This is a genomic window from Streptomyces sp. NPDC012935 (assembly GCF_042900345.1).
In the GTDB taxonomy this organism is placed as follows: Bacteria; Actinomycetota; Actinomycetes; order Streptomycetales; family Streptomycetaceae; genus Streptomyces.
Map to the genome: position 1 here is coordinate 103,594 of NZ_JBIBBC010000007.1, position 15,720 is coordinate 119,313.

11 protein-coding genes are annotated in these 15,720 nt (G+C 70.9%); 9 read left to right on the forward strand and 2 right to left on the reverse strand.

The window, feature by feature from the left end; translation table 11 throughout:
* Positions 1–31 precede the first annotated feature (31 nt).
* From ACFY5C_RS18950 to ACFY5C_RS18965, 4 genes are all read left to right on the forward strand, one after another.
* Entirely contained in the window at positions 32–610 is a 579-nt protein-coding gene (locus tag ACFY5C_RS18950; protein WP_389445595.1) for a hypothetical protein, read from the forward strand.
* Positions 611–825: 215 nt separating this feature from the next.
* Positions 826–1,008: a hypothetical protein gene (locus ACFY5C_RS18955; protein WP_389445597.1), complete on the forward strand. Its 183-nt coding sequence runs from the start codon at positions 826–828 to the stop codon at positions 1,006–1,008.
* A 158-nt stretch (positions 1,009–1,166) separates the two neighbouring features.
* On the forward strand, positions 1,167–4,211 hold the full coding sequence (locus tag ACFY5C_RS18960) for an AAA family ATPase (RefSeq protein ID WP_389445599.1): 3,045 nt from the start codon (positions 1,167–1,169) through the stop codon (positions 4,209–4,211).
* 47 nt (positions 4,212–4,258) lie between these two features.
* Positions 4,259–4,474, forward strand: a complete 216-nt coding sequence (locus ACFY5C_RS18965) for a DUF6191 domain-containing protein (RefSeq protein WP_389445600.1) — start codon at positions 4,259–4,261, stop codon at positions 4,472–4,474.
* 10 nt (positions 4,475–4,484) lie between these two features.
* Here ACFY5C_RS18965 and ACFY5C_RS18970 read toward each other — a convergent pair whose 3' ends face one another.
* Positions 4,485–5,621, reverse strand: a complete 1,137-nt coding sequence (locus tag ACFY5C_RS18970) for a PQQ-dependent sugar dehydrogenase (RefSeq protein WP_389446104.1) — start codon at positions 5,619–5,621, stop codon at positions 4,485–4,487.
* A 787-nt stretch (positions 5,622–6,408) separates the two neighbouring features.
* Entirely contained in the window at positions 6,409–7,407 is a 999-nt protein-coding gene (locus ACFY5C_RS18975) for an aldo/keto reductase (protein ID WP_389445601.1), read from the reverse strand.
* Positions 7,408–7,483: 76 nt separating this feature from the next.
* Here ACFY5C_RS18975 and ACFY5C_RS18980 point away from each other — a divergent pair, with 76 nt between their 5' ends.
* From ACFY5C_RS18980 to ilvC, 5 genes are all read left to right on the forward strand, one after another.
* Positions 7,484–8,434, forward strand: a complete 951-nt coding sequence (locus ACFY5C_RS18980; protein WP_389445602.1) for a 2-hydroxyacid dehydrogenase — start codon at positions 7,484–7,486, stop codon at positions 8,432–8,434.
* A 453-nt stretch (positions 8,435–8,887) separates the two neighbouring features.
* Positions 8,888–11,938, forward strand: a complete 3,051-nt coding sequence (locus tag ACFY5C_RS18985; protein WP_389445604.1) for a putative bifunctional diguanylate cyclase/phosphodiesterase — start codon at positions 8,888–8,890, stop codon at positions 11,936–11,938.
* Between the two features lie 237 nt (positions 11,939–12,175).
* The gene (locus ACFY5C_RS18990; protein WP_389445606.1) at positions 12,176–14,032 is read left to right on the forward strand and encodes an acetolactate synthase large subunit; all 1,857 of its coding nucleotides are present in this window, start codon (positions 12,176–12,178) and stop codon (positions 14,030–14,032) included.
* Positions 14,033–14,053: 21 nt separating this feature from the next.
* Positions 14,054–14,578, forward strand: coding sequence for an acetolactate synthase small subunit (ilvN, locus tag ACFY5C_RS18995; protein ID WP_030051183.1), 525 nt, complete (start codon positions 14,054–14,056; stop codon positions 14,576–14,578).
* 128 nt (positions 14,579–14,706) lie between these two features.
* Positions 14,707–15,705, forward strand: coding sequence for a ketol-acid reductoisomerase (ilvC, locus tag ACFY5C_RS19000; RefSeq protein WP_389445607.1), 999 nt, complete (start codon positions 14,707–14,709; stop codon positions 15,703–15,705).
* Positions 15,706–15,720 lie beyond the last annotated feature (15 nt).

Sequence of the window (15,720 nt, forward strand, 5' to 3'; positions counted from 1 at the left end):
CCTCTCATACAGCGTCCGTACGGTGCGAGGCATGGGAACGAAGACAGTGGACGAGACCGGCGCCGACCGAGGCACTGAGGCGAAGACCGACGAGGAGAAGGTGGACGTCGTCAAGGCGAGCGACGCCACCGACGCCACCGGCTCCGACGAGGTCGCGGAGAACGACGACATCGAGGCCGAGGACGAGGTGACCGCTCAGGCCACGGAAGCGAGCCCCTCTGCTGTCGGCCAGGGCGCGGGCGCGGTCGTCTCCGCGGCGCTCGGCGTCGTCTCTCTGACCGGTGGCTGGATCGGTACGGTCGCCGCCGCGCGCGAGACCCTCGTGGGCCAGCTGGAGACCGCCTCGAACGCGAGCGTCTCCCAGCAGATCAAGGAGGTCTACGGCGACGCCTGGCAGACCTCCGCCCTGTGGGCCGGCGTGTTCGCGCTGGCCGCGCTGATCGTCGGCGTCGTCGTGCTGGCCCGTCCCGCGTTCGGCGCGCCCGGCAAGCCGCAGGCCCCGTGGATCAAGTCGGTCGCCTGGGGCGGTGTCGCGCTCGGCGTCATCGGCCTGCTGCTGGCGGTGCTCAAGTACACCGACGCGCTGCTCGGCCTGCCCTCAGCAAGCTGAACCACCTCAATCACCGCAGGTCCCGAGGGGCCTCAGGACCGCCGTAAGGACCTTAGACGGCGCCCTGAGGCCCCTCAGGCGCGTCTAAGGCCCCGCGGCCGCCGAAGATGCGGAACTCTCCCGATGTGGCGGACCCACCTTGGAGACGAAGCTTGACCCATCGCACAAAGCGATCTCGGAAATAGCGTCTCACCAGGGAAAACGAGGGTCCTGCCATGTTCGAGTACGACCTCCACCACATCCGCTCCGCCGACATGATCCGCGAGGCCGAGCACGACCGCATGGTCCGCGAGGCCATCCGCGTCCGCCGCGCCGCGAAGCGCTCCGCCAAGGGCGCGGCGGTGGCGGAGTCGCATACATCCCGCCTCCGCAGGCTCCGGCATCCGCGTGCCGCGTGAAGGCGGCGGTAACGGGGGATTACGGCCGCCTCCCGGCGCCGGTCGCGGCCGACTCGGCCCGTCCGGCACCTGAGGACGGGCCCCGTTCAGGGACGAAGGGGTTTTCCGGGGGCGACAGCCCCCGGAAAACCGATGCCGGACTCGCCGCAGCGCATGCGATGCTCGGACCCGTGGAGAGCCGGTCCGTCAGTCCCGTGTTCGTCGGTCGCGCAGCCGAGTTGGAGACTCTGAACGACGCCCTCGCCCGAGCCGCCGCGGGCGAACCGCAGGCGTTGGTGATCGGCGGCGAGGCAGGGGTCGGCAAGACTCGCCTCGTGGAGGAGTTCGCCAACGCGGCGGGCGAGGGCGCGGCCGTCGTCGCGCTCGGCGGCTGCGTCGAGATCGGGGCCGACGGGCTGCCGTTCGCCCCGTTCTCCACCGCCCTGCGCGCGCTGCGCCGCGAACTGCCCGGCGAGCTGGCCGCCGCGGCCGCCGGCCAGGAGGAGGAACTGGCCCGGCTGCTGCCCGAGTTGGGCGAGGCAGCCCCGACCCGCGGCGCGGACCGCTCCGACGAGGAGGGCATGGCGCGACTCTTCGAGCTCACCGCCCGCCTCCTGGAGCGCGTCGCCGCCGGCCGCACGGTCGTCGTCGCCCTGGAGGACCTGCACTGGGCCGACGCCTCCACCCGCCACCTCCTCGCCTATCTTTTCCGCACCCTGCGCACCGGCCGCCTCGTCGTCCTCGCCACCTACCGCTCCGACGACATCCACCGCCGCCACCCGCTGCGCCCGCTCCTCGCCGAACTCGACCGGCTGCGCACGGTCCGCCGCATCGAACTCGGCCGCTTCAACCGGGCCGAGGTCGGCCGCCAGATCGCCGGCATCCTCGCCACCGAGCCCGCCCCGGCGCAGGTCGACGAGATCTTCGAACGCTCCGACGGCAACGCCTTCTTCGTCGAGGAACTCGCCGTCGCCGCCCACGAGGGCAGCTGCGCCGGCCTCACCGACTCCCTGCGCGACCTGCTCCTCGTCCGGGTCGAGGGCCTGCCCGAAAGCGGCCAGCGGGTCGCCCGGATCGTCGCGGAGGGCGGCTCCACCGTCGAGTACCGGCTGCTCGCCGCCGTCGCCCAACTCGCCGAGGACGACCTCATCGAGGCGCTGCGGGCAGCCGTCAACGCCAACATCCTCATCGCCGCACCCGGCGGCGACGGCTACCGCTTCCGGCACTCCCTGGTCCGCGAGGCCGTCGGCGACGACCTGCTGCCCGGCGAGCGCTCCCGTCTCAACCGCCGCTATGCCGAAGCCCTCGAGGCCGACCCCACGCTCGTCCCCGCCGGCGAGCGCGTGATGCGGCTGGCCAGCTACTGGTACCACGCCCACGACCCGGCCAAGGCATTGCCCGCAGTCCTGGACGCCTCCGTCACCGCCCGCCGCCGGCACGCACACTCCGAGCAACTGCGGCTGCTGGAACGCGCGATGGAGCTGTGGGACTCCGCCCCCGAGGACATCCGGGCCACCCTGCGCCCCGTCGACTACACCGAGGTCTACCCTCCCTGCGGCTGCGACCCCGACACCACACCCCTGCGCTACCTCGACCTGATGGCCGAGGCCGCCGTCGCCGGACGGCTCTGCGGGGAACGCGAACGCGCCCTGAAGATCACCAAACGCGCCCTGCACCTGCTGGAGGACGAGAGCGATCCGATGCGCGCAGCCTGGTTCTGGGTCCAGCGCTCCCGGCTCGTCCAGTCACTGGCCCGCGGCGACGGCTGGAAGGAGCTGGGCACCGCCCAGCAGCTGGTGCGCGGCCTGCCCCCGTCCGAGGTGCACGCCGAGGTGCTGGCCACCGCGGCCAACTGGTCGATGCTGCGTGCCCCAGGCCCTGACGCCATGTCGGCCGCCGAGCGGGCCGTGGAGTACGCCCGCATGGTGGGCGCCGAGGACATCGAACTCAACGCGCGCCTCACCCTCGGCGGCCTCATGGTCGACGCCGGCCACATCGACGCCGGACTGGCCCAGATGTACGAGGTCAAGGAAGAGGTACTGACCCGTGGCATCACCACGGTGGTGGGCCGGAGCCATGTGAACCTGCCGTCCGCGCTCGAAGGCATCGGCCGTTCGCAGGACGCCGTCGGCATCCTGCGCGAGGGACTTCGCCTCACTCAGGAGTGGGGGCTGCGCGACTCCGAGGCGTGGGTCTGGACGAACCTCGCCGAGTCGCTGGTCTCCCTGGGCCGCTGGGACGAGGCCGCCGACGCCGCGGTGAACGCCCAGCGCACGGGGCAGTCCGCCAAGCCGCGCGGCGGGGCCTCGAACAGCCTCGCCCATCTCGCACTCGCCCGCGGAGAGGTCACCGAGGCCGCCCGCCATCTCGCCGCCGCCCGCGCCTCCTACGGCACCCACGACCCCATGCCGCAGAACAACCTGCCGATGGCCTCGCTGGCCCTCGGCACAGCCGCCGCCGAGGGCCGTCTCCTCGACGCCCGTGCGGAGGCCGACCGGGTCCTGGACGCCGGCTTCCCGCCCGGCACCCACCGCTACGCCTGGCCGCTGCTGCTGGCCGCCGCCGTGGCCGAGTCCGACGCCCGCGTCCAGTCGCTGTCCACCGCCCAGGAGGGCCGCGCTGCCTTCCTGCAACGGCTCTACGAGGCCGTGCGCAAGCTCACCACGGGCGCGCCCCTGTGGCTCGCATACGAGAAGTGGGCCCGGGCCGAACTCGACCGGGCCGACGGCCGGACCGAAACCGACACCTGGTCGGACGTGGTCACCGCCTTCGAGGCCCTGGAGCGGCCCTACGACCTCGCCCGGGTCCGCCACCGCCTGGCCGAGGCCCTGCTCGCCGTCGGCGGCGACGACGAGCGCGCCCGCGCCTCGGAACTGCTCCGCCTGACCCGGGCCGCCGCCACCCACTTGGGCGCCCGCCCGCTCGTCGACGCCACGACGCAGCTCGCCCAGCGAGCCCGCCTCGCCCTCACGACGGCCCCGCCCCCGGCCGACCCGGCCGACTCCCTCGGCCTCACCACCCGCGAACGAGACGTCCTCCGCCTGGTCTCCGCCGGCCGCACCAACCGCCAGATCGCCGAGGAACTCTTCATCTCCCCCAAGACGGCCAGCGTCCACGTGTCGAACATCCTGGGCAAGCTCGGCGTCTCGGGGAGGGGCGAGGCTGCGGCCGTGGCGCATCGGACGGGGATGTTCGCGACCGAAACGCTCACCTCCGGGACATGAACCCGAGGTTTACGCTGTAAGGGACGCCGCAGGCTCAGGGAGGTTCCGTGTTCAACGCGTTCGAGGAACTCTTCGCGCCCGGCCGCAAGCACACCACCGACGAACAGAACCGCCTGGAACTGACCCGCGAGGACGTCGGGGACAACGACCCCGGGCGCGGACCGATAGATCTCGCGTCCGGGAAGGTCGTCGTACGGCCACCAGAACCGAGGGTCGAGGGGGATGGCGAAGGGGCTGACGGGACGCGCGACGGGGAGGAGTGACGGCGGCCGCTCAGGTCACCTGCACCTCCAGGATCCGGTCGTCCCCGTCCTTCGGGCTGCCCCGACCGTCCGTGTTGCTCGTCGTCACCCACAGCTTGTCGCCGCCCGCGGGAACGACCGTCCGCAGTCGGCCGTACTCGCCCTCCAGGAAGGCCTGGGGGTCGGCCGACGCCTCGGTCCCCTTGAGGGGGGTGCGCCACAGACGCTGGCCCTTCAGGCCCGCCATCCAGACGGACCCCTGGGCGTAGGCGATACCGCTGGGGGAGGCTTCGTCGGTGCCCCACTGGGCGAGGGGGCTGCGGTAATCGGCGTTGTCCGACTTGCCCTCGACTTCCGGCCACCCGTAGTTGTCGCCGGGCTTGATCGCGTTGAGCTCGTCCCAGGTGTCCTGGCCGAACTCGGCTGCGAACAGGCGCTGTTTGGAGTCCCAGGCCAGGCCCTGGACGTTGCGGTGGCCGTACGAGTACACGGGGGAGTCGGCGATCGGGTTGCCCGGAGCCGGTTCGCCCTCCGGCGTCATGCGGAGGATCTTGCCGCCCAGGGACTCCTTGTCCTGGGACAGGCCCGTGTCACCGCTCTCGCCCGTACCCGCGTACAGCATCTTGTCGGGGCCGAAGGCGATCCGGCCGCCGTTGTGGATGAAGCCCTTGGGGATGCCCCTGAAGATCGTGTCGGGTGCGCCGAGCTGCTCACCGCTGGGCCGCTGCTCGTCATACAGGACGCGGACTATGCGGTTGTCCGAGGCCGAGGTGAAGTACGCGTAGATCATGTGGTCCGAGGCGTAGTCCGGCGACAGTGCCAGGCCCATGAGGCCGCCCTCGCCCGCCGGGGACACCCCCGGTACCTCGCCCAGCTCAGTCTTCTTGCCCGTCTCGCCGTCGACCCGCGTGATCGTGGCCTCGTCGCGGGAGGAGACGAGCAGGTCGCCGTCGGGGAGCGGAGCCAGGCCCCAGGGGGTGTTCAGGCCCTCGGTGACCGTGCGCACCACCTTGGCGGAGCCCTTCGCCGACGGGGTCTCCTCGGCGGCCTGCCCGGAGGGCGACCCCTCGGCCGTACTCCTGCTCGGCGCCGCGGCTCCGCCCTCGCCCGGAGATCCCCCGTCGTCGGAGGAACAGCCGGCCGTCAGCAGGAGTGCGGCCGCGGCCATCACGGCCGTCACAACTCGACGTTGCACGATCAAGGTCCCTTCGACGCGGCGGCTTCTACTTTTCTTACACCGCTCGCGCCTCACAGGTTCCCGAACCATGAACCTCGAACCTCCGCCGTGCGGGCGTCCCGTCCGTGTCTGGCAGGCAGCCGGCGCCTGTGACCTGCGGTCGAGTCCCGTCTCGGCGGTCAGCGGGGGCAGCGTCCCGCGACCGAGACTTCCCTACGGGACGGGCCCGAAGCAGGGCTGCGGGCCACCGAGAAGGGGTTCACAGCGGGCCGGCCGGCCCTTCGACCCGGCGGCCCTCCGGCAGTCCGCCAGCCCCCGGCAGCCTGCCCTCCGGCTGGCCGCCCCTGCTCTCGGTCCGTCCGCCCTCCGGCCGTCCGGCCCAATATCCGCTTGTGGCCCGGCGATTTCGAACCAGGACCCTTGTGTCGTCAGGCCCAGGGGCTCCTGGTGGTCCCAGGCAGCCGCGAAACCCCGCCGTGTGCGCCTCCGGCGGCTGCGTCCGGTCCTGGCCTGCTCACCAACCCGGCTCTTCCGCCCGGCCGGGACTTCGGGGCGGCCGGGGCGCCTGGGCTCCCGGCAGTTGCGCCGCTTCCAGCAAGGTGGTCTGCGTCGGCCGCATTGCTCCGGTCCTGGCGTTCCAGCAAACCCGGTGCTTCCGTTTGGCCGGGACCTGGGACCTGGGGCCTGGGACTTCGAACCGGGGACCGGGGACCGGGGAGCCGGGATCAAATGGCGCTCGGTGTCGGCAGCCAGGGCGGTGTTGCGTGATCTGGCGGTGTCAGTCCCAGGAGCCCAGGGCTCCCGGCAACTCCGCCACCTCCGCCAGGTCCGTCTCCGTCAGCCGCAACCCCCCGGCCGCCGCGTTCTCGTCCACCCAGCGCTCCTGCTTCGCCCCCGGCACCGTGACCACGTGCCGGCCCTGGGCCAGTACCCACGCCAGTGCCACCTGCGCCGCTGTGACGCCCTCCCCGTGTCGGGAGGCGATGCGGCGCAGGCCGGCGACTATCGGCTGGTTCGCTGCCATCATCTCCGCGGTGAACCGCGGGTGCCGGGCGCGGACGTCGTCCGGTTCGAAGCCCTCGCCGGGGGTGAGCCTGCCGGTGAGGAAGCCGTTGCCCAGCGGCATCGCGGCCAGGAAGCCGATGCCGCGGGCCTCGCACCACGGCAGCAGCGTCTCCAGTGCCTCCGGCGACCACACCGACAGCTCCGCCTGTACGGCGCTCACGGGGAAGACCTGCTGCACCCGCTGCAGCTGGCGGATCGTCGCGTCGTGCAGACGGTTTCCGGAGCGGCGGCCACCTCGCGCACCCACCGCGCACAGTCCCAACGCCCGTACCTTTCCGGCCCGAACGAGCTCCGCCATCGCGCCCCAGGTCTCCTCGACCGGTATTTCGGGGTCCGCACGGTGCAATTGATAGAGGTCGATGACGTCCGTCTGCAGGCGGCGCAGGGAGGCGTCGCAAGCGCGCTTCACATAGCCGGGACGGCCGTTGGCCACGATGTGCTGTTCGCCCACGAGCAGGCCGACCTTGGTCGACACGAACGCGTCCTGGCGGCGCTCCTTCAACACCCGCCCCAACAGCAGCTCGTTGGTGAACGGGCCGTACATGTCGGCCGTGTCCAGCAGTGTCGAGCCCAGATCGAGCGCCCGGTGCACCGCCCTGAGCGACTCCTCGCCCCGCTGTCGCGACGAGCTGTAGGCCCAGCTCATCGGCATGCACCCGAGTCCCACGGCTCCCACCGCGAGCGCCGCCGCGCCGATCGTCCTGCGCTCCACGTGGCCGTAACCCTCCCTCTTTCGGCACCCCAACCTAACCTCTGCACTCCTGTTCGCCTGACATAGCCTCCAAGGCATGACTGCTGACGTGTGGCTCCCCATCCCGCCGGAAGAGATCGAGGGCCTCCCGGAGGGCCCGCAGTACCGGTTCTGGAACGGCGAGGAGACCTTCCCGGCCGATCCGGCCGAGTGCGCCTTCTACGTCGTCCCCTACATGAAGCCGCCGGGAATCGGACAGCGTCCCCTGCCGGAAATGAGCTCCGTGGAGGTCGTGCAGACACTCTCGGCCGGCATCGATCACGTGGAGTCGGGCCTGAAGCACCTGCGTCCGGGCGTACGGCTGTGCAACGCGCGCGGGGTGCATGAGGCGAGCACCGCCGAGCTCACCCTCACGCTGATCCTCGCCTCGCTGCGCGGCGTTCCCGACTTCGTGCGGGCCCAGGACAGAGGGGAGTGGCTCAGTGGCTTCCGGCCCGCGCTGGCGGACAAGAACGTTCTCATCGTGGGATACGGCTCGATCGGCGCCGCCATCGAGGACCGGCTCGCACCCTTTGAACTCGCGCGGGTGGCGCGCGTCGCGCGCTCTGAGCGCACCACGGCGCGCGGACCCGTGCTTCCGCTCACCGAACTGTCCGCCCTGCTTCCGGAAGCGGACGTCGTCATCCTCTCCACGCCCCTCACGGCGGCCACCCGGCACTTGGCCGACGCCGACTTCCTCGCCCGCATGAAGGACGGCGCGCTGCTGGTCAACGTCGCGCGTGGCGGCGTCGTGGACACGAAGGCGCTGCTTACGGAGCTGGAGACCGGGCGCATCACGGCGGCCCTGGACGTCACCGACCCCGAGCCGCTGCCTCGGGAGCATCCGCTGTGGCGTGCGCCGGGCGTGCTGATCAGCCCGCACGTGGGCGGACCGACGTCGGCGTTCCTGCCGCGCGCCAAGCGGTTGCTGGTGGACCAGCTCACTCGTTACGTGAACCGTGAGCCCCTTCGCAACGTGATCCTTACGACGGGCGCGGCAAGCGCGTGACGCTCGCGGGCTGAGCTTCCCGCGGGTGCCGTGTGCGCCGCGCGCAACAGGTCCGAAACCCGCTTCGAGTACCGTCCGCAACCTTCCGGAAGCGGTGCGTACTCGCATATGCGCTGGTCGTCACGGAGCGTAGAGATGCTATGTCCCTGAGTGACGAGACTGGTGTATCGTCCCCGACAGGGGCTGCGCCGTGCACCTTTCGGCGCCGGGGATGGACATTTCAGATTTGTGAGGGGGGCGACGGGCGATGCACGGCCTATGGACGAGCAATCCGACGCGGCGGGGCCGTCGGCGGCGACCCTGGCGAACGGCTGCGCGCAGCCGCGGCCCACACGGCACTCACGGCTGTCGTCACAGCCATCACCACCGCGGGCACAGCAGCCGCAGGCGGCATGCGCACCCAGCGCACCGGGATCCTCGGGACCCGCGAGCGGCGCGGACCGGGAGGGTCCGGTGAGCTCGCCACCGCCCTCCACGACCACGCTGGACGCCGGGCTGCGGGCTCAGCCCTCGTCGGCGGCGCTGCTGCCCCGTCCGTCATCCTTCGGGGGCGGCTCGGGAGTGGTTCCGCAGCTCGTTCTGGCCCTGGTGTGCGCGGGATACGCCGTCGGTTCCGCGCTCGGCTGGGGTTCGGAGCAACTCGCGCTGATCATGGGCGACTTCGGGCTGGCCGCCGCCGCGGGCGCCGCCGCCGTGTCCTGCTTCCGCTACGCCCGTAGCCGCCGTATCCGCTTTCGCCCCGCCTGGCTGCTGTTCGCCCTCTCCTCGGCGATGGCCGCCCTCGGCAACCTGGTCTGGGGATGGTACGAGGTCGTCCTGCAGCGACCCGTGCCCAGCCCGTCCTACGCAGACGGGTTCTTCCTGTGCTTCGCGCCGCCCGCCATCGTGGGACTCCTCGTGCTCGCCAAGCGACCGGTGACGAAGGCCGGCTGGGTCTGCCTCGCGCTGGACGCCTGGCTGATCGGCGGCTCGCTGCTGACGCTGGCATGGAGCCTCGCCCTCGCCCAGGCGGCCAAGATCGACTCGAGCGGGGGAGACAGCGTGGCGCACACCGCGCTCTCGCTCGCCTACCCGCTCCTCGACATCGCCCTGGTCAGCATGGTGCTCGCGTTGCACTTCCGTCGCTCGTCGGCGAACCGCACCGCGGTCAACACCGCGATCGGCGCGCTCGCGCTGACCGTGATGTGCGACGCCCTGTTCACCTCGCCGCTGATGCACAACAGCTACCGCTCCGGCCAACTGCTCGACGCGGGCTGGTTCGCCGGCTCGCTGCTCCTGGCGTACGCCCCGTGGGCCGCGCCCCGGCACGGAGACGGTGAGCGGGAGGAAGGCGCCGGGCACACGCGTGTGGTGCACGAGCACGTGCCCGGACAGGTGCCCGGGCAGCGTGGTGGAAGCCATCACCACACGCCCCCGCAGGGAGGTGAGCACAGCCGGTACCCGGTCACCCGGCCGATCGCCGGCTCCCTGGCCGCCCTCACGCCGTACCTCGCGGCCGCCGTCTGCACGCTGGGGATCCTCTACAACGTCCTCAACGGCCGCAGCGTCGACCGGGTCGTGCTCATCACCGGCGGCACCGTCGTGCTCGCCCTCGTGATGCGCCAGGGCATCATGCTGCTCGACAACATCACGCTCACCCAGGAACTCGCCCAGAAGGAGAACCACTTCCGCTCCCTGGTGCAGGGCTCCAGCGACGTCATCATGATCGCAGCGCCGAACGGCATCCTCCGGTACGTGTCCCCGGCCGCCGCCGGGGTCTACGGCCGCTCCGCGGAGGAGCTGGTGGGCTCGGAACTGGCCAATCTCATCCACCCGGAGGACCTGGGCTGCGTGGTGCACGAGGTGCGCCGCTTCCTCGCCGCCAGCCCACTTGAGGAACCCACTACGCGCATCGAGTGCCGCTTCCGGTCCGGAGACGACGGCTGGCTCAACGTCGAGTCGACGGTCAACCGTCACCACGGCGGCCTCATCTTCAACAGCCGGGACGTGACCGAAAGAGTGCGCCTGCAGGCGCAGCTCCAGCACAACGCCGAACACGACCCGCTCACCGACCTGCCCAACCGCGCGCTGTTCACCAAGCGGGTCCAGCAGGCCCTGTCCGGCCGCCGCGCCTCCGACCGGGGCATCGCCCTGCGCAACACCGCCGTCCTGTTCATCGACCTCGACGGCTTCAAGGGCGTCAACGACACGATCGGACACCAGGCCGGGGACGAACTGCTCGTCCAGGCCGCCCGCAGACTCCAGGACGCCGTCCGGGGCGGGGACACGGCCTCCCGGCTGGGCGGCGACGAGTTCGCGGCCCTGATCGCCGGGGACAACACCCGCGACCGCACCGCCCGCGAACGGCACATCCTGGAGCTCGCCGACCGCCTCAGGGGGACGCTGTCGCAGCCGTACCTCATCGACGGCAACGATGTCCGCGTCAACGCCTCCATCGGCGTCGCCTTCGCCGAGCCCGGCCTCGGCGCGGGGGAGCTGCTGCGCAACGCCGACCTGGCGATGTACCGCGCGAAGGCGGGCGGCAAGGGGCGGGTCGAGCTGTACAAGCCGCAGATGCAGCAGGACGTCGTACGGAAGGCGGAGCTGGCCACGCGTCTGCGGGCCGCGCTGCACGACGGGGAGTTCGCGCTGCTGCACCAGCCGGTGGTGTGTCTGGACACTGGCCGGATCGCATCGGTCGTCACCCAGGCGCGCTGGCGGTCCTCGCAGGGGGTGCTGTTCACGCCCGCGGAGTTCCTGCGGGTGGCCGAGGACAGCGACAAGACCGCCGAGCTGGGCCGCTGGATGCTGGAGGAGGCCGTGGAGCAGGCCGCCGAGCGCACCGCGACCGGGCTCGCCGTACCCGTCGCCGTGCGGGTGGGCGCGCGTCGGCTGCTGGACCGGTCGATGCCGCTCGGCTCGATCGAGGCGTTGCTGACCCGGCACGGGCTGCCGTCCGGGTCGCTGATCATCGAGCTGTCCGACCTGGACCACCGTGTCTCACTGGACGAACTGGAGCGCCGCCTGAGTGGTCTGCACCGACTCGGCGTCCGGGTCGCCCTGGACGGCTTCGGCAGCGGATACGCGGCGATCACGGCCCTGCGCCGGCTCCCCGTCGACGTGCTCAAACTCGACCGCGGTCTGGTCGAGGGTGTCGTGGAGTCCGCGCGGCTGCACAAGATCACCGGTGGGCTGCTGCGGATCGCCGGCGACCTGGGGCTGCAGTCCGTGGCCGACGGAGTGGACCTGCCGGAACAGGTCGTCGCCCTGCGCGCGATGGGGTGCACGCACGGGCAGGGCATGGCGTTCTCCGGACCGCTGGACGAGTACCGGCTGCGCCGGGCGCTGAGTTCCGGCCACTATCCGGTGCCGCACGGACCGGCCGAGCCCGCGTTCGCGGGTGGCGTGAGAGGTGAACGAGCGGTGGAGAGGGGTGCGGGGGTGTACACCGGTGGTGTGCCCGCTGTTCTCGGAGGCGGAAGTGGCCTGCGCTCACATAATGAGACTCCCGTCCCACCCACTTGACAGTGGGTGCGTGCCGGGGGGAGGGTCTGTGCCATGCGCACCCGAATTCTCGTACTTGGAAAGCGCGTCGGCTGAAGCTGGTGACGTCCGGACAGACCCGGAACTCCCAGCGACCACACCCGGCGCGCTCCCCTCGCTTGCCTTATGGCACGAGGGGTTTTTTGTTGCACAGGCACCTGTCGTGCAGCACCGAAACTCCGCTCAAACTTCGCAAAAACCCTCAGCATCGAGAAGAGAATGCCGATGACCGAGCAGGCCACCGGGGCCCATCACCCGCAGCCCCGGCCCCGATCCGGAGGACACCAGTCCGCCCCCGAGCACGTCACGGGTGCGCAGTCCCTCATCCGTTCGCTCGAGGAGGTCGGCGCCGACACGGTATTCGGCATTCCGGGTGGTGCGATCCTTCCGGCGTACGACCCGTTGATGGACTCCACCAGGGTGCGCCACGTCCTGGTCCGCCATGAGCAGGGCGCGGGCCACGCCGCCACCGGCTACGCGCAGGCCACCGGCAGGGTCGGCGTCTGCATGGCCACCTCGGGACCGGGCGCCACCAACCTGGTCACGCCGATCGCCGACGCCCACATGGACTCGGTGCCGCTCGTGGCGATCACCGGGCAGGTGGCCTCCAAGGCCATCGGCACGGACGCCTTCCAGGAAGCGGACATCGTCGGCATCACCATGCCGATCACCAAGCACAACTTCCTCGTCACCAAGGCCGAGGACATCCCGCGGGTGATCGCGCAGGCGTTCCACATCGCCTCCACCGGCCGCCCGGGCCCGGTCCTGGTCGACATCGCCAAGGACGCCCTGCAGGCGAAGACCACGTTCTCCTGGCCGCCCGTGATGGACCTGCCCGGCTACCGGCCCGTCACCAAGCCGCACGCCAAGCAGATCCGCGAGGCCGCCAAGCTGATCACCGCCGCCAAGCGGCCCGTCCTCTACGTCGGTGGCGGCGTCCTCAAGGCCGGCGCCACCGCCGAGCTGAAGGTCCTCGCCGAACTCACCGGAGCGCCCGTCACCACCACCCTGATGGCGCTCGGCGCATTCCCCGACAGCCACCCGCTGCACGTGGGAATGCCGGGCATGCACGGTGCGGTCACCGCCGTCACCGCGCTGCAGAAGGCCGACCTGATCGTCGCCCTCGGAGCCCGCTTCGACGACCGCGTCACCGGCAAGCTGGACAGCTTCGCCCCGTACGCCAAGATCGTCCACGCCGACATCGACCCGGCCGAGATCGGCAAGAACCGCGACGCCGACGTGCCGATCGTCGGTGACGCCCGTGAGGTCATCGCGGACCTGGTCCAGGCCGTGCAGAAGGAGCACGCCGAGGGCCACCAGGGCGACTACAGCGCCTGGTGGAAGGACCTGAGCCGCTGGCGCGACACCTACCCGCTCGGCTACGACCAGCCCGACGACGGCTCGCTGTCCCCGCAGCAGGTCATCGAGCGCATCGGCCAACTCGCGCCGGAGGGCACGGTCTTCGCGGCCGGCGTCGGCCAGCACCAGATGTGGGCCGCGCACTTCATCCAGTACGAGAAGCCGGCCACCTGGCTCAACTCCGGCGGCGCCGGGACAATGGGCTACGCCGTTCCGGCCGCGATGGGCGCCAAGGCCGGCGCGCCTCAGAAGGCCGTCTGGGCGATCGACGGTGACGGCTGCTTCCAGATGACCAACCAGGAGCTCACCACCTGCGCCCTGAACAACATCCCGATCAAGGTCGCCATCATCAACAACGGCGCCCTCGGGATGGTCCGCCAGTGGCAGACCCTCTTCTACAACCAGCGCTACTCCAACACCGTGCTGCACAGCGGCCCGGAGGCGGACGGCAAGCAGCCGAGCGCCGGCACCCGCGTCCCCGACTTCGTGAAGCTGTCGGAGGCCATGGGCTGCTACGCGATCCGCTGCGAGTCGCCGGAGGACCTCGACAAGGTCATCGAAGAGGCGAACTCCATCAACGACCGCCCCGTCGTCGTCGACTTCATCGTCCACGAGGACGCGATGGTCTGGCCGATGGTCGCCGCCGGCACCTCCAACGACGAGATCATGGCCGCCCGGGACGTGCGCCCCGACTTCGGCGACAACGAAGACGACTGAGCGAGAGAGACGTAAAAGACCATGTCCAAGCACACGCTCTCCGTCCTGGTGGAGAACACGCCCGGCATCCTGGCCCGGATCGCCGCCCTGTTCTCCCGCCGCGGCTTCAACATCGACTCGCTCGCGGTCGGTGTCACCGAGCACCCCGACATCTCCCGCATCACCATCGTGGTGAGCGTCGCCGACCTGCCGCTGGAGCAGGTGACGAAGCAGCTCAACAAGCTCGTCAACGTGCTGAAGATCGTCGAGCTGGAGCCGGGTTCGGCCGTTCAGCGCGAACTCGTTCTGGTGAAGGTGCGCGCCGACAACGAGACCCGCTCCCAGATCATCGAGATCGTCCAGCTGTTCCGCGCCAAGACCGTCGACGTCTCCCCGGAGGCCGTCACCATCGAGGCCACCGGCTCCAGCGACAAGCTCGAGGCCATGCTGAAGATGCTGGAGCCCTTCGGCATCAAGGAGCTCGTCCAGTCCGGCACGATCGCGATCGGCCGCGGCGCCCGCTCCATCACGGACCGCTCGCTGCGCGCGCTCGACCGCTCGGCGTAGGACGCGTTCGGACGGCCGGGTGACACCGGCCGTCCGGATAGCGCCCGTATAGCGAGACCCCGAAACTTCCCCTCCGCCCCCCGTCATACGGTGGGACGCAACACCTGCACACAAGGAGAGAACCCAAAGTGGCCGAGCTGTTCTACGACGCCGACGCCGACCTGTCCATCATCCAGGGCCGCAAGGTCGCGGTCATCGGTTACGGCAGCCAGGGCCACGCCCACGCGCTGTCGCTCCGTGACTCGGGTGTCGACGTCCGCGTCGGTCTGCACGAGGGCTCCAAGTCCAAGGCGAAGGCCGAGGAGCAGGGCCTGCGCGTGGTGACGCCGTCGGAGGCCGCCGCCGAGGCCGACGTCATCATGATCCTCGTCCCGGACCCGATCCAGGCCCAGGTGTACGAGGAGCACATCAAGGACAACCTGAAGGACGGCGACGCGCTGTTCTTCGGCCACGGCCTGAACATCCGCTTCGGCTTCATCAAGCCCCCGGCCGGCGTGGACGTCTGCATGGTCGCCCCGAAGGGCCCGGGCCACCTGGTGCGCCGCCAGTACGAGGAGGGCCGTGGCGTGCCGTGCATCGCGGCCGTCGAGCAGGACGCCTCCGGCAACGCCTTCGCGCTGGCCCTGTCGTACGCCAAGGGCATCGGCGGCACCCGCGCCGGCGTCATCAAGACGACCTTCACCGAGGAGACCGAGACCGACCTGTTCGGTGAGCAGGCCGTCCTCTGCGGTGGTACGGCCGCCCTGGTCAAGGCCGGTTTCGAGACGCTGACCGAGGCCGGTTACCAGCCGGAGATCGCGTACTTCGAGTGCCTGCACGAGCTGAAGCTGATCGTGGACCTCATGTACGAGGGCGGCCTGGAGAAGATGCGCTGGTCGATCTCCGAGACCGCCGAGTGGGGTGACTACGTCACCGGCCCGCGGATCATCACCGACGCCACCAAGGCCGAGATGAAGAAGGTCCTCGCCGAGATCCAGGACGGCACCTTCGCCCAGGCCTGGATGGACGAGTACCACGGCGGTCTGAAGAAGTACAACGAGTACAAGCAGCAGGACTCCGAGCACCTGCTGGAGACCACCGGCAAGGAGCTGCGCAAGCTCATGAGCTGGGTGAACGAGGAGGCGTAAGCCTCAGGCGACGGG

Excerpts from the sequence above, each read along its gene's own strand:
- ACFY5C_RS18950 (WP_389445595.1), top strand. The coding sequence starts at position 32 with ATGGGAACGAAGACAGTGGACGAGACCGGCGCCGACCGAGGCACTGAG.
- ACFY5C_RS18955 (WP_389445597.1), top strand. The coding sequence starts at position 826 with ATGTTCGAGTACGACCTCCACCACATCCGCTCCGCCGACATGATCCGC.
- ACFY5C_RS18960 (WP_389445599.1), top strand. The coding sequence starts at position 1,167 with ATGCTCGGACCCGTGGAGAGCCGGTCCGTCAGTCCCGTGTTCGTCGGT.
- ACFY5C_RS18970 (WP_389446104.1), bottom strand. The coding sequence starts at position 5,621 with ATGGCCGCGGCCGCACTCCTGCTGACGGCCGGCTGTTCCTCCGACGAC.
- ACFY5C_RS18980 (WP_389445602.1), top strand. The coding sequence starts at position 7,484 with ATGACTGCTGACGTGTGGCTCCCCATCCCGCCGGAAGAGATCGAGGGC.
- ACFY5C_RS18990 (WP_389445606.1), top strand. The coding sequence starts at position 12,176 with ATGCCGATGACCGAGCAGGCCACCGGGGCCCATCACCCGCAGCCCCGG.
- ilvN (WP_030051183.1), top strand. The coding sequence starts at position 14,054 with ATGTCCAAGCACACGCTCTCCGTCCTGGTGGAGAACACGCCCGGCATC.